The organism is Plantibacter sp. T3 (genome assembly GCF_902506515.1).
GTDB classification, from domain to species: domain Bacteria; phylum Actinomycetota; class Actinomycetes; order Actinomycetales; family Microbacteriaceae; genus Plantibacter; species Plantibacter auratus.
The window spans coordinates 2,956,672-2,973,097 of record NZ_LR733286.1; the positions used below are offsets into that span (position 1 = coordinate 2,956,672).

A 16,426-nucleotide genomic window follows, 5' to 3' on the forward strand; every position below is an offset into this window, starting at 1 on the left:
CCCACCCCCTGCGCTCAGCCGAGCAGCTCGACCAGATCCCGCGTGATCTCGGAGCGGGCCACATCGGTGGAGATCGTCGCCGAGCCATCACCGGGCTGCACCCCGTAGTCACCGAAGCTCGCGTGGTTCGCGCCGTCGATCTCGATCATCGTCGCGTCAGCGGGCAGCCGGACGCGCGCGTCGGCGACCTTCTCCGGGGTGCTCAGTCCGTCGTCGCTCCCCGCGAGGCTCAGCACCTCGAGGGCCGAGCCGGAGAGATCGTTCGCGCAGTAACTCCCGAACAGGACGAGACCCGTCACCGCGGGATCCTCCGCGAGCTGGCAGGCGCGCACCCCACCGAGTGAGTGGCCACCGACGAACCAGGTGTCGACGTCCGGGGCGGCGGCGGTGAACGTCTCCAGCGGCCGTTGGTCGAAGAACGCCAGGTTCAGCGTCGGCTTCGTGATGACCACGGTCACGCCGGCCTCCTCGACGACGCCGGACAGCTTGAACAGGTAGGCGTAGGGGTCGACCTTCGCGCCGGGGATGAAGACGAGACCGGTACCGGAGGCCGGACGCTCGGCGTCCGCGGTCGGGGCGAGGACCACCGCGTCGCCGACGTCGGTGACGGAGACCGCCGGGTTCTCCCACACCGCGAGTGCGGCGGGACGGGTGCCCTGCATGACGATCTGGGTCCAGACGACGAACCCGAGGACGACGACGAGCACCGCACAGAGGATTCCGATGAGGATCGGCTTCAGCCGCCCCGCCCGCCGTGGTCGGCCAGGGTGCTCGGTCACATCGCTCATGTCGTTCCTCCACGCTCGGCGCGCCGCGAGGATCACGGCGGACCGGCTCCCTCCAGTATCCCAAACCCGGTCCGGCGCGCGTCGGTCGCGAGCCACGCTGCTGCCCGCTGGGCGCTCGAGTCCCGGTCGCGCTGTCAGGCGATCGGCCTATGCTCGACGGGTGACCACCACTCGCACGAAGCACCCCACCGGGCCGTCGATGACGATCGGCCTCATCACGCACCCGACGAAGAACATCGACGACTCCGTCCGCATCCTCCGCTCATGGCAGCTCGAACACGGCGCGCGCCTCGTCGGACTCCGCGCCGAGGCCAACCGGCTCGGCGACGACGTCGAACTGCTCGACGAGGACGCCTTCGCGTCGTCGGTCGACGTCGCCGTGGCGATGGGCGGCGACGGCACGATGCTCGGGGCGATGCGGCTGCTCGCCGGCCGGTCCGCACCGGTGCTCGGCGTCAACTACGGCAACGTCGGCTTCCTCGTGGAGGTCGAACCGGCCGCACTCGCGGAGGCGCTCCAACGGGTCAGCGACAACGAGTTCTCCCTCGAACCGCACCACGGCCTCGAGGTGACGATCACCACCGGCGAGCAGGTCGCCCATCTCCTCGCCTTCAACGACGTCTCCATCGCCCGGCGCCCGGGAACCGGCGTGGTCATGGCCGACCTCGCCGTGGACGGCACCGCCTACGGGTACTTCAAAGCCGATGCGATCGTGATCGCCACCCCGACCGGATCGACCGCCTACAACTACGCGGCCGGCGGACCGGTGCTCTCCCCCGCCGTCGCCGCCACCGTCGTGACGCCGGTCGCCCCGATGTCGGGCATCGACCGCTCCTTCATCCTCGGGCCGGCGGAGCGCCTGCAGTTCTCGATCGGGACGGCGACCAAGCAGGCCGCCGTCGAGATCGACGGCCAGGTCCTCGCCGATGTTGCAAGTGGCGCGGTCGTGACCGTCCGGCTCGTGCGCGACGCAGCCAACGTCGTCCGTCTCGACCCGAGCCGGCACTCGCGCAAGGGCCGGATGAAACTCAGCCTGCTCGACCTCCCGTTGCGGCGCGATCAGCTGCTCGACCTCGTTCCACCGGACATCCGCGCGCGCGTCGAGCGTCCGTCGCGGGTCCGCCGGACGCGGAGCAAGCCGGCCGACCCCTCGCACTGAGTCCCGCGCCCGCCCGCAGCGCGGCGCCGGGGCGGGGCGGGCGTCACGACGTCGGCAGGACGACCCCGATCGGTTCGCGCTTCTCCGCCTGGAAGCGGTCCTCCGTGCGTCCGTAGGCCCAGTACCCGGACAGTGACAGCTGGGAGCGGTCGAGCCCTCGTTGGGTGAGGAACACCTCGCGCAACGCCTTCATCGACTCCCGCTCGCCGTGGGCGAAGACCTGCACGCGTCCGTCGGGCCACGGGTGTCCGCTGATGGCGGTCGCGAGGAGCGCAGCCGTCGATTCGTCGCGGGCCGCACGGCCGACCCAGATGAGCTGCACCCCGGCCGGGTGGTCGAGGTCGACGAGGTCGTCCCGCCCACCGATCTCGAGGAACGCGAGCCCCGTCGCATCCGCCGGGAGTGCCTCGAGGGCGGCGGCGATCGCGGGGATCGCCGACTCGTCGCCCGCGAAGAGGTGCCAGTCGGCGGTCGGGTCGGGCCGGTAGGCACCGCCGGGGCCGGCGAGCACGACGCGGTCTCCCGGCTGAGCGGCAGCGGCCCACGGGCCGGCGATCCCCTCATCGCCGTGCACCACGAAGTCGATGTCCATGGTGCCCGCCGCCTGGTCCACGCGTCGCACCGTGTAGGTGCGGGTGACCGGGAGGTCGGCGGGTGCCAGCGTCTCGCGGAGCGCCGCGAGGTCGTACGGCGGCTCGAGGCCGAGTTCGGGCTTGGCGAAGGAGATCTTCACGTAGCTGTCGGTGGCGTCCTTGGGCTGGAAGTCGGCGAAGCCGGGACCGCCGAGGGTGAGGCGCACGAGGTGCGGTGTGACCCAGGAACTGCGGACCACCTCGAGGATGATCTGTGGACGTGGGGCTCGAGGTCGCGGTGTCGTCGTCATGATTGTCTCCATTCTGCCGCCCATCGGACGGTCTCGGCATCCCCGATCCCGCTGTCATACTTGAGGGATGGCTACGACCGCAGGCTGGTATCCGCACCCCGACGACCCGACGAAGGAACTCCACTTCGACGGCGAGACCTGGGGCGACTCGAGGGTGCTGCGGTTCCAGCGGGACAAGCCGTCGCAGGCCGAAGCCGCCGGCTGGTACCCGCACCCGACCGACGAGGAACGCCAGGTCCACTTCGACGGACGAGCGTGGACGGACACGCGGGTGTTGCAGCTCAGCGGCGGCGCTTCCGGTGACGGTGGGCAGGCGCCGGTCTACGTGTCGCCCGCAGAACTGCCGGCACCGGAACGCGAGAGCCGTGCCTGGACGGTCACCAAGGCCGCCCTGTCGTTCGGTCCGATCATCGCCATCGCGGTCGTCGGCGTGCTGGCGATCGTGAGTGGCAACACCGGGAACTGAGGCGCCCTCCACGACGACGAGGAGCGCCCCGCCGAACCGGCGGGGCGCTCCTCGTGTACATGGGTCCTACTTGGCGGCGACGGCCTCGGGGGTCGCGATCGACGAGGCGAGCACCTCGTCGAGGCCCGCGGACGCCTCTTCGTCCGTCATCGACTGCGCGAGCGCGAGTTCGGAGACGAGCACCTGGCGCGCCTTCTGGAGCATGCGCTTCTCGCCGGCCGACACGCCGCTGTCCTGGTCGCGACGCCACAGGTCGCGGACGACCTCGCCGACGCGGTGGACGTTACCACTGGCCATCTTCTCCTGGTTGGCCTTGTACCGACGCGACCAGTTGCCGGGCTCCTCGACGAACGGCTCGCGGAGCACGCCGTAGACGGCCTGGACGCCGTCGTGGTCGATGACGTCGCGCACACCGACGAGGTCGGCGTTCGCGATCGGCAGCTTGATGGTGAGCTCGGACGTGTGCACGCGAAGCGTCATGACGTCCTGCTCGACACCCTTGATCGTCACCTTCGACAACTCGGTGATGGTGACCGCTCCGTGGTGCGGGTAGACCAGGGTCTCTCCAACGATGAACTGCATGGTTCCTCTTCTCTTCTCAGGTCGTCACCGGTACTCGCGCACCGGCGTCGTCGTGCTCCGGCGGTTCAGCGGCCGGATGGTTCGGGGGTCGGTGGTGGCGGTGACGCGCCGACGGGACGTTCGTCGAGCAGCCAGGCGGGCAGCAGGGCGACCAGGGCTTCGACCAGTTCGTCGTCCGAGACGTCGATGCGTCCGCGGCGCCAGCCGTCGACGAGGGAGAGCGTGCCACCGGCGACATAGGCGGAGACCAGGCCCGCCGGGATGCCGACCGGGACCTCGGTGCGCTCGAGCAGCGAGCCGATGAGGTGGTCGGCGTGCTCGCCGACGAGGTCGTCGAACGCACTGCGGGCGACGGGGAGCTCGAGCACGCTCGAGTAGAGCGGTGCGTCTTCGAGGAGCTGGGCGACGAGGCGTCGGTAGGCTTCGCGGGCGCGCTCGGCGCTGCCCAGCGACTCCCCGGCGGGACGCACCGAGACACCGGACGCGGCAAGGCCGGCGAACTGCACCCGCAGGTAGGCCGCGGTGAGGTCGTCGAGGCTGGAGAAGTGTGCGTAGAACGAGCTGCGGCTGATGCCGGCGACCCGGACGATGTCGCCGACGGACACGCGTTCCGGCCGACCGGCGAGGATGGTGGCGACGGCGTCGAAGATCGTCTGCCTGGTGCGCTCGGCACGTGGGTCGCCCGTCACTCGGAGGACGGGAGCGAAGCGCTCGACGCGCGACGGCGGAGCGGGACGTTCAGTGGTGGACTGCTCGACACCGAGGGCGGGAACTCCTGATGTGCGAGGCATTCCCACCAGTGTACCACGACTTCTCGGACAACTGTCCGAGACAGGTGTCGGCTCGGGGACCGAAGCGGTGCGGACAGACATTTCCCGGTCACTGAGCTCGTCGAAGTGCCCACGAGGAACCCTTCGACAGGCTCAGGGGCCGGAAACGGTCAGAACGGTGCGGGATCCGGTTCGGTCCGACACTGCTTCCCGTCGGGTGTCGTCCAGTCGAGGACCCCGCCCGGCCGATGCGCGAGGTCCCACCCGGGGAGGTGCTTCATCCGGTGGTGATGTCGGCAGAGGCAGGCGAGATTGCCGACATCTGTTGCGCCGCCGTCCTGCCAGGCGACCGAATGATCGAGGTCGCAGGCCCTGGCTCGCCTGCCGCAGCCCGGTGCGCGACAGGTGCCGTCTCGCAGGCGGACCGCGCGTTGGAGGTCGGCCGGAACGCGGTACTGGCCCCGCCCAACGGAGAGCATCGCACCTGTTTCCGGCTGGACGAGGATCCGGGTGAAGCTGGGCGCGTTCACTGCGATACGTGCGGCGGTCTCCGGGTCGATCGGGCCGTAGCCGTCGAGGGTGGCCGGAGCGTCGCTGACACCGGCCATGCTCAATGCCGGGACGGTGATCTGCACGGTGGGCTTGATGTGCTCCTGCACCTCGATCGGGTGCGGAGCACTGGGCTCGACATGACGTCGTCCGGGGTCACTCCGGTGAGCGCGAGCGCCGCGAGGGCATCGGCCTGCAGCTGCGCGCACGTGCGGGTGTCACCGGCCTTGCGCGATTCCGCGGCAGCCGCCTCGATCCGCTCGATGATGCCTTGCGCGATGGGTGCGGTGGTGAAGAGGTGCACCCAGGCCATGCCGTCGGCTGCGGGTTCGAACTCGACCCGGCGGTCAGCCTCGGCGCGGACGGCGCGGGCGGTGATGGATTCCGGGTGGAGACGCTCCCGCAGGACGCGGGCGCGGCTCTTGAGGCCTGCGGCGGTCATGCGCTCCGCCTCTGGCAGGACCTGGTCGAGGAACGCTGCGCGGCCTGCGATCGGGACGTCGCGGAGTTGGTCGGTGATCACCTTCGCATGCCAGGCCGAGATGCGGCCGGCCTCGAGCGACGCCAGCACAGCCGGTGAGTCATTCACCAGACGTTCGGCGTCGTTCGTCGCAAGCTGGACCGTCCGCTCCGGCATCCGGGTCGCCATCGCGAGGGCCGCGCACGTTGACCGGCGTGAGAGCGCCTGACGTTCAGCCGGCGGGAAGATAGCCGGGACCGTGGCGTCCGCGAAGGCATCGGCATAGGCGGCGGAGCGGGCCAGGAGGCGCGCCTTCCGCGCGTCCAGGAAGGCCTGCTGCCGGTGGAGCTCCGCCCACTCGTCCGAGAATTCAGCCAGCTGCGCGGCGTACTCGTCGCCAGCGCGGATCGCGGCGGCGGGGGTGGTCTCGGTCATGGAACAAGTTCACCATGGACCACTGACATTCCAGATGGTAAGTGGTTCCGGTTGTGGAAGTCCCTCGTGTGCCCTTCGACAGGCTCAGGGACCGGAAGAGGTTACTCAGGGACCGGGAAAGGATCACCGGAGCCGGAGGTCACTCGTGTGCCCTTCGACAGGCTCAGGGACCGGAAGAGGTTACTCAGGGACCGGGAAAGGTTACTCAGGGACCGGAAGAGGTTACTCAGGGACCGGGAGAGGATCACCGGAGCAGGAGGTTGCTCGTGAGCCCTTCGACAGGGTCAGGGACCGGAAGAGAGATACCGGCTTCGCGGGGTCTCTGGCGCGCCCTTCGACAGGCTCAGGGACCGGAGAGGGTTGCTCGGCGAACGGAGTGAATGCGAGTGCACCTCTCCCGGTCACTGAGCCTGTCGAAGTGCCTACGCGAGCCCTTCGACAAGATCAGGGACCGGGAGAAGATCACCGGAACGGGAGGTCCCTCGCCGGGCGTCTCCAGCTGGAAGGGTTCCCCGGCTACGCGGCTGCAGGGGCGGCGATGTTCACCATCCAAGCGACCCCGAAGCGGTCCTGCAGCATGCCGAAGGAGTCACCCCAGGGCGCCACCGTGAGTGGCTGCTGAACCGTCCCGCCGGCTGCAAGGCTGTCGAAGTAGCCGGTCAGTTGCGCTTCGTCCTCGTTCGGCCCGCTCAGCGACATCGAGAAGTCGCTGCCCCTGCTGTAGTCCATGTGCTTCGGGGTGTCCGACGCCATGAAGACCACACCAGCATCACCCGTGAGCTGGGCGTGCATGACCAGATCCAGCTCGTCCGGCTCGACCTCGGCACCGAAGTCACGGAAGGTCGAGAGCAGCAGCTCGCCGCCGAAGACCCCCTGATAGAACTCCATCGCCTCGCGGGCTGTCCCGCGGAAGCCGAGGTACGGGTTGAGCGTCGTCATGATCGTCCCTTTCGCCTGGGCGGGCGCATCGTCGCGCTCGTCTCGCGATCATTCTCACGCTCCGACGTCGGATGCGCGAGCACGTTCCGGTGTCTCCGTCACGAGGGGCCGGGACGCCCACGACTACTAGGCTCGTCTGGTGCCCTCGCAACCCCAGCCCCTCCGCATCGCGATGATCTCGCTCCACACCAGTCCCGGTGACGAGCCGGGTTCCGGTGATGCCGGCGGGATGAACGTCGTGGTCCGTCATCAGGCCGTCGCGATGGGCGCAGCGGGCCACGAGGTCGACGTCATCACCCGGCGGTCTTCGGCCGACCAGCCGTCCGCCGCCTCCCTCGCCCCCGGCGTGACCCTGCGCTTCCTCGACGCCGGTCCCGTCGAGCCGGTCGCGAAGGGTCGGCACGAGGAGTTCGTCGAGGACTTCCGCTCGGAACTCGCCCGACTGCCGCGATACGACGTCCTGCACGCCCACCACTGGTTCTCCGGCATGGCCGCACTTCCCCTCGCGCGGGAGCTGGGGATCCCGCACGTGCAGAGCTTCCACAGCATCGCCGCCGAGTCCACCACGCCGCTCTCGCACGGCGAGCGCGCCGAGTCCCCCGGGCGCCTGGCCGGCGAGGCACGGCTCGCCGCGGAGTCGGACGCAGTCGTCGCGATCAGCGCGGCCGAGGCCGACACCGCGATCACCCGGCTCGGAGCCCGCCCCGATCGGGTGTCGATCGTGCCACCCGGTGTCGACGGGACGCTGTTCCACCCGCTCGACGGTCCTCGTGCAGGTCGTCCGACCGCGGTGGTCGCCGGTCGCCTGCACCCGCTGAAGGGCTTCGACCTCGCCATCGAGACCATCGCCGCGGTCGCGCCCGAGCTCCGCCCCGAACTCGTCATCGCCGGGGACGTCTCGGTCGACTACGACCGCTACGCCGAGGAACTCGCCGCCCTCGCCCGCGACCTCGGCGTCGCCGACGACGTCCGATTCGTCGGGCCGCAGTCGCGCGTCGGGCTCGCCACGCTGTTCCGCGAGAGCTCGCTCGTGCTCGTCCCCTCCCATTCGGAGACGTACGGTCTCGTCGCACTGGAAGCCGCGGCGAGCGGCGTGCCCACCGTCGTGGCGGCCTCGGGCGGCTTGCGGGAGGCCGTCGTCGACAGTGAGACGGGCATCGTCATCGACTCCCGTGACCCGCAGGTCTGGGGTGCGGCCGTCTCGTCCATCCTCGGCGACCCGGAGCGCCTCGCGCAGCTCGGTTCGGCAGCGCGACGTCGGGCAGAACGGTTCGACTGGCAGCGCTCGGGCGACGCCCTCGTCGACGTCTACCGGACCCTGCTCGACACCACTCCGGCCGCCGCCTCCGCTCCGGCGACCTCCGTCTCGTGAACCGCGGACTCCTCCCGCTCGTCGACAGCGGGCGCACCGTCCTGCTCGCACACGCGCACCCCGACGACGAGACGCTCGCCTCGGGTGCGCTCATCGCCGAGCTCGTCGACAAGGGGGCTCGCGTCGTCCTCGTGACGGCCACGCGAGGCGAGCGCGGCGAGGTCGTCGACGGCCCGCTCCGGTCCCTCGCCGGCTCCGCTGCACTCGCGTCCCACCGCGAGTCGGAGCTCGCCGCCGCCTGCCGGACGCTCGGCGTGGCCGAGCAGTTCTGGTTGGGTACGGGTCCGGCGGCCCGGCCGGGGACGTCGACGCGGTACGTGGACTCTGGCATGCGGTGGGTGCGCGAGGGACTCGCCGGCCCCGCTGACGACGTCTCCCCCGGCGCGTTCTCACTCGCTCCGCTCGACTTCGTCGCCGACGACCTCGTCGCGCTCATCGGACACGTCTCGCCGGACCTGGTGATCAGCTACGACCACGGTGGCGGGTACGGGCACCCTGACCACCTCCGCATGCACGAGGCCGCGATCGTCGCGGCGCGGAAGAGCGGGGTGCCGTTCGCGGAACTCGTGCACCACCGCACCGACCTGGAATCGTTGGGCGACGACGCCGTGTGGTTCCCACTCGATCACCGCCTCCCGATCGTCGCCGCGGCACTCGCGGAACACGCCAGCCAGCTGACGGTCGACGGCGAGCAGCTCGTTCACTCCGGCGGTCAGCGCGAGGGCATCACCACCTCGGTGGGTCTGCGACTCCGGTCCCGCTAGGTGGTCGCCGGCTGGTTCCGGTGCTCCCGCGGCATGCGGGCCGCGAGCACGGGGACGAGCAGCATGAGCACGACCGCGGAACCGAAGGCCGCGGGGAACGAGAAGGCGTCGAGCAGTGCGCCGGCGACCAGCGGGCCGACGATGGCGCCGAGATCGGACGTCGCCTGGAAGACCGCGACGGCCCGGCCTCCCCGACCACCCGCGGCGTCTCCGACGGCAGCCGCCGGAGCAGTCCCGAGGAAGGCCGCCGCGACGCCGTAGACGCACAGGGCGACGACGAGCAGCCAGAGCTCACCGACGAACGGCATGGCGAGCAGCGCCCCTGCCGCGACCGGGAATGCGACGAGCATCGCGGGTCGTCGCCCGACGGTGTCGACGAAGCGGCCGGCGGGACCGAGCGCGAGCGTCTGGGCGACAGCGGCGATCGCGAAGGCGATCCCGGTCCAGGCGGCCTCCTCATGGAGCGCCTCCACCACGAGGACCGGCACGAGTGCGCCACGGACGCCCATCGACGCCCATCCGTTCGCGAAGTTCGCGAGGAGCGCCGCCTGGTACCGGCGATCGGCGAGGACGGTGCGGAACGGCTCGGCCTGCGTGGCGGTCTCGACCGGCGCGGCGATCCGACTGCCGCGCAGCATCACGAGTCCGAGGACGCCGGCGACCGCGAGGGTCCCGGCGTAGAAGAAGAAGGGTGCCGTGAGCGAGATGGTCGCGAGCAGGCCACCGACGGCCGGTCCGGCCATGCCGCCGACGAGGAACCCGCCCTGGTAGAACCCGACCGCCCGTCCACGACGGTGCGGTGGGGTGGTGCGCAGCAGCAGTGTCATCGCGGCGACGGAGAACATCGCCGACCCGATACCTCCGACCCCGCGGAGCAGGAGTAGCTGCGGATAGTCCGCCGCGAGCCCGACGAGCGCGCTCGACACCGCGACGATCCCGATGCCGGTGGCCAGCACCACCCGCTCGCCGATCCGATCGACGAGCGCACCCACGAACGGGTTCGCGATGAGCCGCATGAGCGCGAAGACCGAAACGACCGCCCCGACCTCGAGGTAGCCGACGCCGAAACTCCGCACGTACACGGGCAGGACCGGGATCACGACACCGAACCCGAGCATCACGAAGAACGCGACACCGCCGAGGACGAGGACCTCGCGGCCGAGGGGCTCACGAGGAACGGCTCCCGCTCCGCCTGGACGACGGAACGGGAGCCGGATCATGCTCTCAGGGTATCGGTGCGATCAGCCGATCGTCGCCGTGTCGATGACGAAGCGGTAGCGGACGTCGCTGCGGACCACGCGGTCGTAGGCACCCTCGACCTCGTCGGCACCGATGAGCTCGATCTGCGAGCCGATGCCGTGCTCGGCGCAGAAGTCGAGCATCTCCTGCGTCTCGCGGATGCCGCCGATGTTCGAGCCGGCGAGCGAGCGGCGGCCACCGACGAGCGAGAACACCCGGAACTGCTGCGTGTTCTCGGGCAGTCCGACGAAGACCATCGAGCCGTTGAGCTTGAGCGTCGACAGGTAGGCGTCGATGTCGAGGTCGGCGGAGACCGTGTTGATGATGAGGTCGAAGCGTCCGCGGAGCGACTTCAGGGTGCCCTCTTCACCGGTCGCGTAGTAGTGGTCGGCCCCGAAGCGCTTGCCGTCCTCCTCCTTCGAGGTCGTCTGGCTGAGCACGGTCACCTCTGCGCCGAGGGCGTGGGCGATCTTGACGCCCATGTGACCGAGGCCACCCATCCCGACGATGGCGACCTGCTTGCCGGGACCGGCGCCCCAGTGCTTCAACGGCGAGTAGGTGGTGATGCCGGCGCACAGCAGGGGTGCCGCGACGTCGAGCTCGATGCCCTCGGGGATGCTCAGCACATAGTTCTCGTCGGCGACGATCTGCTTGCTGTAGCCGCCGTACGTGGGCTCGCCGTCGTACTCACGGCCGTTGTAGGTGGCGACGTTGCCCTTCAGGCAGAACTGCTCCTCGCCGGCGAGGCAGTTCTCGCACTCGCGGCAGGAGTCGACGAAGCATCCGATGCCGACGCGGTCGCCGACCTGGTGCTTGGTGACCGCGTCGCCGACCTCGGTGACGATGCCGGCGATCTCATGGCCGGGGACCATCGGGAAGATGGCCTTGCCCCATTCCTCGCGGGCCTGGTGGATGTCGCTGTGGCAGATGCCGGCGTAGTGGACGTCGATGACGACGTCGTTGGCGCGCGGCGCACGGCGCTCGATGGTGCCGACCTCGAAAGGCGCGTCGGCGGTGGGCTTGATGATGGCGGCGACGGTGGTCATAGGACTCCTCGGGCTGGGGGTGTTGGGGGTGCCGTGGGGCGGGATGCACGCGCCGGACAGCACGTTCGACGCTAGCAGCCCACTCCACCGGACGAACCCCCAAGGGACGATCACCCGAGCTGTGCTACGAGCGGCGCGGAGGTGTGAATCCCTGCAGAGTTGCTTGGCAGTTCCCGCAGAGGATCGGCCTCAGGGTGGCATCCTGCCGCGAACCCGAGCAAGGTGGGGAACTCGTATTCGCGAACGGAACGGAGAACACACATGCTCACCCTGACCGAGAACGCCGGCCGAGTCGTCAAGACCCTCGCCGAGAACGCACCACTCACCCCGGGACTGGTCGTCCCGGACGACGCGTCGTCGCTCACGCACGGCGCCGGACTGCGCATCAGCAGCAGCTCCGACGACAACAACTTCGAAGTCACCATGACGGCGACACCGCACGAGGCCGACCAGGTCATCGAGAGCGCAGGAGCGACCGTCTTCCTCGAGGAGTCCGCAGCCGTCGCCCTGAGCGACGCGGTCCTCGACGCGCAGATCGACGAGCAGGGCGGCGTCCGCTTCGCCCTCGGCAAGGCCGAATAGCGCCCTGATTCAGCAGAACGCCCGGTGATCCACGATCACCGGGCGTTCGTGTGTCCGGGTGGGCTCAGTCCTCGGAGTGTCTGGCGCGACTCGGCTGCACCCGCGGCGGCTCGCCCGGCATCTTCGGGAAGTCGGGAGGGAACGGGAGCTCCCCCAGTCCTTGCTCGAGGTCCCGCTCCCACCACTGCAGGAGGACGTCGATGCGCCCGGCGGTGTCGTGCATGCCGGCCCACGGGTCTCCGGTCGTCCGGAGTCGCTCCGGGACGGCCCGCACGGTGAAGGCGCCCGGGTCGATCTCGGGGAGTTCGTCCCAGGTCACCGGACATGAGACGGTCGCCGAGGCCAGCGCACGGGGGCTGTAGGCGCCGGCCATCGTCCGGTCGCGGTTCGCCTGGTTGTAGTCGACGAAGATGCGTTCACCGCGCTCCTCCTTCCACCACGAGGTCGTGACGAGGTCGGGATACCGTCGCTCCAGTTCCCGAGCCGCCGCGATCACGGCGTGCCTGACGTCGAGGAACTCGTGCTCCGGCACGATGGGCGCGAACACGTGGACACCTCGGTTGCCGGAGGTCTTCACGAACCCGGTCAGTCCGACCTCCGTCAGCATCTCCCGCAGCGAGCCCGCAACGCGCACGGCGTCGGCGAAGTCGGTCCCCGGCTGCGGGTCGAGGTCGATCCGCAGTTCGTCGGGATGGTCGGTGTCCGATGCCCGTGACGGCCACGGATGGAACACGACCGTGTTCATCTGCGCGGCCCAGACGACCGCAGCGGCCTCGTCGAGGACGAGTTGCGGATGCCGCCGGCCACTCGGATACACGACGTCGACCGCCCGAACGTACTCGGGTGCTCCTTTCGGCGGGTTCTTCGAGAAGAACCATTCACCGTCCACACCGCCCGGGAACCGCTGGAGGGACACCGGGCGGTCGCCGTTGGCGGCGAGGAAGGCCGGCGCGACCTCGATGAGGTATTCCGCGAGCTCCCGCTTCGTGACACCGGACTCCTCCCAGAGCACGCGGTCGGGACTGGAGAGACGCACCTCGCGGTCGCCGTGCGGTCCGGGGACGGTGAGGACGATCGCGGTGCTGGCCATGTCGGACACCGTACGCGCCCCGCCCGGCGTGGTCACGAGGGTGGTGCTCGTCGCCGCAGCGGAGTAGAACGGGAGCTGTCCATCGAACTCGCCGTCACCACCCTGCCGAGGAGCCACCATGCGCGAGGTCCACGCCTCCCTCTTCCAATCCGTCGACGGCGTCGTCGAGTCGCCCGATCAGTGGCAGTTCGACCACTTCGACGCCGACATGGGCGCCATGATGACCGAGGCGATCGCGCCGATCGACGACGTCCTGCTCGGACGCGTGAGCTACGAGCAGTGGAGCGGGTTCTGGCCGACGGTCGGCGACGACGACCCGTTCGGCTCCTTCATCAACCCCGTGCGGAAGCACGTCGCATCACGCACCCTGGCGGGCCCGTTGTCCTGGGAGAACGCGACGCTCATCCCCGGCACGCTCGAGTCCTTCGTCGAGGAGCTCAAGCGGCAGGACGGCGGGCGCATCGCGGTGCAGGCGAGCATCTCCGTCGTGCGGCAGCTCCTCTTCGCCGGTCTGCTCGACCGGCTCACCCTCATGATCCACCCCGTCGTCGCCGGTGCCGGGCGTCATCTGTTCGAACCGAGCGACCCGGTGACACGCCTGGAGCTCGTCCACTCGGTGCGGACGAGCTCCGGCAACGTGCTCTCGACGTACGCTCCCCGCGCCTAGGCGGGTCGCCGCACGGCCGACTCAGCCCAGGTGGACGGCCTGCTGGTCGCCCGAGGGCAGGAGGTCCTCCTTGCGACCGCGGATGCAGACGATGGCGATGACGCTCGCGATCACGAGGCCGACCGCAGCCGCGATGAACGCCGCCGAGTAGCCCTGGGTGAACGCCACGAGCTGTGACGCCTGATCGGTGACCGTCGCCTGGTCGGTGACACTCGCGTAGACCGTGGTGAAGACCGACAGGCCGATCGACCCACCGATCTGCATGGAGGCGTTCGCCGTGGCGGAGGCCGCACCGGCGTCGTGCGGTGCGACGCCCGTCAGCGCGAGGTTCTGCATCGGGACGAAGATCATCGCCATGCCGATCCCCAGCACGAGGAGCGCCGGCAGCACCTGGACGAAGTAGTCGCCGTCGGCCGTGATGCGGCTGAGGTACACGAGAGCGGCCGCCGCGATGAGCGGACCGATGATGAGCAGCGGGCGCGGGCCGATGGCCGGCAGGAGCTTCGTGGCGATCGGGGCGACGATCATGATCGCGACGGTCATCGGGAGGGTCGCGATGCCGGCCTCGAGCGGCGGGAAGCCGAGCACGATCTGCAGGTGGAACGTCAGGTAGAGCAGGGCCCCGATCATGACGCTGCCGACGATCATCTGCATGAGGAAGGCACCGCCGCGGACCCGGTCCGCCACGATGCGCAGCGGGAGCAGGGGCTGCGCGACACGCATCTCGATGAAGACGAAGAGGGAGAGGAGTCCCGCACCGAGCGCGAGGAAGCCGATGGTGTCGGCGCTCCCCCAGCCGCCCTCGGCCAGCGTGAAGCCGTAGACGAGGGAACCGAGGCCCAGGATGACGGTGATCGCGCCGAGCCAGTCGTAGCGGTTGTCGCCCTCGGCCTTGCTCTCGGTCACGAGGATGAGGCCGGCGATGAGCCCGACGATCACGAACGGCACGTTGACGAGGAGGCACCAGCGCCAGTCGACGAACTCGGTGAGCACGCCGCCGAGGATGAGGCCGACGGCCGCTCCCGCACCGGCGACGGTGCCGAAGACGGCGAAGGCCGTGTTGCGGTCGCGTCCGTGGGAGAAGGTGACGGTGAGGAGCGCGAGTGCGGCAGGTGCCATGAGCGCTGCGAAGACGCCCTGCAGACCGCGAGCGACGATGAGCTCGGTCCCGCTCTGGGCGAACCCGCCGAAGGCCGACGCGGCGCCGAAGCCGACCATACCGACCAGGTAGGTGCGCTTCCGACCCCAGTAGTCGGCGATGCGGCCACCGAGCAGCAGCAGGGCGCCGAACGCGAGCGCGTAGGCCGTGACGACCCACTGACGCTGCGTGTCGGACAGCTCGAGCTCCTGCTGGGCTGCTGGAAGGGCGATGTTCACGATCGTGCCGTCGAGGACGACGATGAGCTGCGTCATCGCGAGGACGACGAGAACCCACCAGCGGCGGGCCGGGGAACCGGACGGTGCTTCGGTGGGATGCGATGCGGTGGCTGCGGATGCAGACAAGGAGGACCTCCGTGCGAGGGGTGGGGGTGCTGGGGGTTTCCAGCCCCAGATCGATGCTCGGCACACGGCGCGAGTGCAGCACGGTGCGGACGATCAACCACCCCAACCACGAAGTCGGGCAGAGGACCAGGATAGCGGATGCCGACGTCGCTGCACCCGTGAGGCCACGCGGATCACTCCGAGGTGATGAGCTCCAGGACGGCCTCCGGGTGTTCCACCGCCGCGAAGTGCCCGGTCGCCGGCAGTGTGCGCAGCCGGAGGTCCGGGACGAGGGCGGTGAGGACGGCTGTGTCGTCGGGCCCGATGAAGACGTCGCGGTCGCCCATCATGCCGCGGACAGGACACCGCACGCCGCGCCAGACGTGCAGGTCGTAGGCGGCGGCCGCTCGGGCCGCCAGGAGGAACGACGCCGGCCGGACGTCGGCTGCGAGCGCATCGACGACCGACCGGTCGAGGTCCCGGCGTCGTCCGAACAGGGGCGACATGAGCGGTGCGAGCAGGCCGATCCGGTTCAGCGCGCGGACGAGCCCGGGTCCGTGTTCGCCGAGCGCCTGCAGCATGCGCATCGCGAGGAGCATGCCCGCGAACCACGGGAGCCGGGCGCCGCCACCGACCGGCTGGCGGATCGCCTCGACGACTCCGATCCCCGTCGGCGAGACGAGGTCGACCCGGATCGTCGCCTCGGGCTCGCGGACGGCGAGGTCGAGCGCGACGAACCCGCCGAGCGAGTGCCCGACGACGCGCCAGGACCGGTAGCCGAGCGAGCGAGCGACGGTCGCGACGGCTGCGGAGAGGTCTCCGACCGTCACCGGGTCGGCGGTGGGTAGAGCCGACTCGCCCCACCCCGGGAGGTCCACGGCGATGACGTCGTCGACGACCGCGCCCCGCTCGTCGTCGGCACGGAGGAGGGGTGACCACGTGGTCCAGGAGCCGGCGGCGCCGTGCAGCAGGATCATGGCCGGTCCGCCCGCTTCGCGACCCGCCCGGACGGTGACCGGTCCGATGTCGGTGTCCACCGTGACGCGTCGCAGGCCGAGCGCGGTCGCGTCGGCGGTGATCACGGAGGGGTCGTCCGGCGGGGCAGGACGCGAGGAGTTCACGGGCATGCGTGTCATTCGGAAACGAGGTACCG

General features: G+C 70.2%; 18 protein-coding genes. 6 read left to right on the forward strand and 12 right to left on the reverse strand.

Going from position 1 to position 16,426, the window contains the following annotated elements:
- Positions 1 to 14: 14 nt before the first annotated feature.
- On the reverse strand, positions 15 to 788 hold the full coding sequence (locus GV015_RS14060; RefSeq protein ID WP_159878896.1) for an alpha/beta hydrolase: 774 nt from the start codon (positions 786 to 788) through the stop codon (positions 15 to 17).
- Between the two features lie 160 nt (positions 789 to 948).
- On the opposite strand from GV015_RS14060, the gene GV015_RS14065 reads away from it, so the two are divergent.
- Positions 949 to 1,947 carry an NAD(+)/NADH kinase gene (locus GV015_RS14065; protein WP_236555474.1) on the forward strand — a complete coding sequence of 333 codons (999 nt, stop codon included), beginning with the start codon at positions 949 to 951 and terminating at the stop codon, positions 1,945 to 1,947.
- Between the two features lie 43 nt (positions 1,948 to 1,990).
- On the opposite strand, the gene GV015_RS14070 is transcribed toward GV015_RS14065, so the two are convergent.
- Entirely contained in the window at positions 1,991 to 2,830 is an 840-nt protein-coding gene (locus GV015_RS14070) for a siderophore-interacting protein (protein WP_159878898.1), read from the reverse strand.
- A gap of 67 nt (positions 2,831 to 2,897) precedes the next feature.
- Here GV015_RS14070 and GV015_RS14075 point away from each other — a divergent pair, with 67 nt between their 5' ends.
- The gene (locus GV015_RS14075) at positions 2,898 to 3,296 is read left to right on the forward strand and encodes a hypothetical protein (RefSeq protein ID WP_159878900.1); all 399 of its coding nucleotides are present in this window, start codon (positions 2,898 to 2,900) and stop codon (positions 3,294 to 3,296) included.
- Positions 3,297 to 3,362: 66 nt separating this feature from the next.
- On the opposite strand, the gene GV015_RS14080 is transcribed toward GV015_RS14075, so the two are convergent.
- The 5 genes from GV015_RS14080 to GV015_RS14100 all read right to left on the reverse strand — a co-directional run bounded on the left by GV015_RS14080 (position 3,363) and on the right by GV015_RS14100 (position 7,031).
- Positions 3,363 to 3,878, reverse strand: a complete 516-nt coding sequence (locus tag GV015_RS14080; RefSeq protein ID WP_064296128.1) for a CarD family transcriptional regulator — start codon at positions 3,876 to 3,878, stop codon at positions 3,363 to 3,365.
- Positions 3,879 to 3,943: 65 nt separating this feature from the next.
- A complete protein-coding gene (locus tag GV015_RS14085) occupies positions 3,944 to 4,669 on the reverse strand; it encodes a TetR/AcrR family transcriptional regulator (protein WP_124769425.1) in 726 nt (241 codons plus the stop codon).
- Positions 4,670 to 4,818: 149 nt separating this feature from the next.
- The gene (locus GV015_RS14090) at positions 4,819 to 5,283 is read right to left on the reverse strand and encodes an HNH endonuclease signature motif containing protein (protein ID WP_159878902.1); all 465 of its coding nucleotides are present in this window, start codon (positions 5,281 to 5,283) and stop codon (positions 4,819 to 4,821) included.
- The gene (locus GV015_RS14095) at positions 5,259 to 6,092 is read right to left on the reverse strand and encodes a DUF222 domain-containing protein (protein ID WP_159878904.1); all 834 of its coding nucleotides are present in this window, start codon (positions 6,090 to 6,092) and stop codon (positions 5,259 to 5,261) included. The genes GV015_RS14090 and GV015_RS14095 overlap by 25 nt, the downstream gene beginning before the upstream one ends.
- Before the next feature lie 516 nt (positions 6,093 to 6,608).
- Entirely contained in the window at positions 6,609 to 7,031 is a 423-nt protein-coding gene (locus GV015_RS14100) for a VOC family protein (protein WP_370281952.1), read from the reverse strand.
- Positions 7,032 to 7,170: 139 nt separating this feature from the next.
- On the opposite strand from GV015_RS14100, the gene GV015_RS14105 reads away from it, so the two are divergent.
- Positions 7,171 to 8,403: a glycosyltransferase gene (locus GV015_RS14105; RefSeq protein WP_159878906.1), complete on the forward strand. Its 1,233-nt coding sequence runs from the start codon at positions 7,171 to 7,173 to the stop codon at positions 8,401 to 8,403.
- On the forward strand, positions 8,400 to 9,167 hold the full coding sequence (locus GV015_RS14110; protein WP_159878908.1) for a PIG-L family deacetylase: 768 nt from the start codon (positions 8,400 to 8,402) through the stop codon (positions 9,165 to 9,167). Before GV015_RS14105 ends, GV015_RS14110 begins: the two co-directional genes overlap by 4 nt.
- On the opposite strand, the gene GV015_RS14115 is transcribed toward GV015_RS14110, so the two are convergent.
- Both GV015_RS14115 and GV015_RS14120 read right to left on the reverse strand, forming a co-directional pair.
- On the reverse strand, positions 9,164 to 10,387 hold the full coding sequence (locus GV015_RS14115) for an MFS transporter (protein WP_079706054.1): 1,224 nt from the start codon (positions 10,385 to 10,387) through the stop codon (positions 9,164 to 9,166). The two genes, GV015_RS14110 and GV015_RS14115, sit on opposite strands and share 4 nt — an antisense overlap.
- Before the next feature lie 21 nt (positions 10,388 to 10,408).
- On the reverse strand, positions 10,409 to 11,452 hold the full coding sequence (locus GV015_RS14120) for an NAD(P)-dependent alcohol dehydrogenase (protein WP_064296121.1): 1,044 nt from the start codon (positions 11,450 to 11,452) through the stop codon (positions 10,409 to 10,411).
- A 261-nt stretch (positions 11,453 to 11,713) separates the two neighbouring features.
- Here GV015_RS14120 and GV015_RS14125 point away from each other — a divergent pair, with 261 nt between their 5' ends.
- Entirely contained in the window at positions 11,714 to 12,034 is a 321-nt protein-coding gene (locus GV015_RS14125; protein WP_064295440.1) for a hypothetical protein, read from the forward strand.
- Positions 12,035 to 12,098: 64 nt separating this feature from the next.
- On the opposite strand, the gene ligD is transcribed toward GV015_RS14125, so the two are convergent.
- On the reverse strand, positions 12,099 to 13,124 hold the full coding sequence (gene ligD / locus GV015_RS14130) for a non-homologous end-joining DNA ligase (protein WP_159880305.1): 1,026 nt from the start codon (positions 13,122 to 13,124) through the stop codon (positions 12,099 to 12,101).
- Between the two features lie 118 nt (positions 13,125 to 13,242).
- On the opposite strand from ligD, the gene GV015_RS14135 reads away from it, so the two are divergent.
- Positions 13,243 to 13,791, forward strand: a complete 549-nt coding sequence (locus GV015_RS14135; RefSeq protein WP_159878910.1) for a dihydrofolate reductase family protein — start codon at positions 13,243 to 13,245, stop codon at positions 13,789 to 13,791.
- Between the two features lie 21 nt (positions 13,792 to 13,812).
- On the opposite strand, the gene GV015_RS14140 is transcribed toward GV015_RS14135, so the two are convergent.
- The gene (locus GV015_RS14140) at positions 13,813 to 15,294 is read right to left on the reverse strand and encodes an MFS transporter (protein ID WP_236555475.1); all 1,482 of its coding nucleotides are present in this window, start codon (positions 15,292 to 15,294) and stop codon (positions 13,813 to 13,815) included.
- 173 nt (positions 15,295 to 15,467) lie between these two features.
- On the reverse strand, positions 15,468 to 16,400 hold the full coding sequence (locus GV015_RS14145; protein WP_159878912.1) for an alpha/beta fold hydrolase: 933 nt from the start codon (positions 16,398 to 16,400) through the stop codon (positions 15,468 to 15,470).
- Positions 16,401 to 16,426 lie beyond the last annotated feature (26 nt).

Coding starts and splice junctions, on each gene's coding strand:
- GV015_RS14060 (WP_159878896.1), bottom strand. CDS start 788: ATGAGCGATGTGACCGAGCACCCTGGCCGACCACGGCGGGCGGGGCGG.
- GV015_RS14070 (WP_159878898.1), bottom strand. CDS start 2,830: ATGACGACGACACCGCGACCTCGAGCCCCACGTCCACAGATCATCCTC.
- GV015_RS14075 (WP_159878900.1), top strand. CDS start 2,898: ATGGCTACGACCGCAGGCTGGTATCCGCACCCCGACGACCCGACGAAG.
- GV015_RS14080 (WP_064296128.1), bottom strand. CDS start 3,878: ATGCAGTTCATCGTTGGAGAGACCCTGGTCTACCCGCACCACGGAGCG.
- GV015_RS14085 (WP_124769425.1), bottom strand. CDS start 4,669: ATGCCTCGCACATCAGGAGTTCCCGCCCTCGGTGTCGAGCAGTCCACC.
- GV015_RS14095 (WP_159878904.1), bottom strand. CDS start 6,092: ATGACCGAGACCACCCCCGCCGCCGCGATCCGCGCTGGCGACGAGTAC.
- GV015_RS14100 (WP_370281952.1), bottom strand. CDS start 7,031: ATGACGACGCTCAACCCGTACCTCGGCTTCCGCGGGACAGCCCGCGAG.
- GV015_RS14115 (WP_079706054.1), bottom strand. CDS start 10,387: ATGATCCGGCTCCCGTTCCGTCGTCCAGGCGGAGCGGGAGCCGTTCCT.
- GV015_RS14120 (WP_064296121.1), bottom strand. CDS start 11,452: ATGACCACCGTCGCCGCCATCATCAAGCCCACCGCCGACGCGCCTTTC.
- GV015_RS14125 (WP_064295440.1), top strand. CDS start 11,714: ATGCTCACCCTGACCGAGAACGCCGGCCGAGTCGTCAAGACCCTCGCC.
- ligD (WP_159880305.1), bottom strand. CDS start 13,124: ATGGCCAGCACCGCGATCGTCCTCACCGTCCCCGGACCGCACGGCGAC.
- GV015_RS14135 (WP_159878910.1), top strand. CDS start 13,243: ATGCGCGAGGTCCACGCCTCCCTCTTCCAATCCGTCGACGGCGTCGTC.
- GV015_RS14145 (WP_159878912.1), bottom strand. CDS start 16,400: ATGCCCGTGAACTCCTCGCGTCCTGCCCCGCCGGACGACCCCTCCGTG.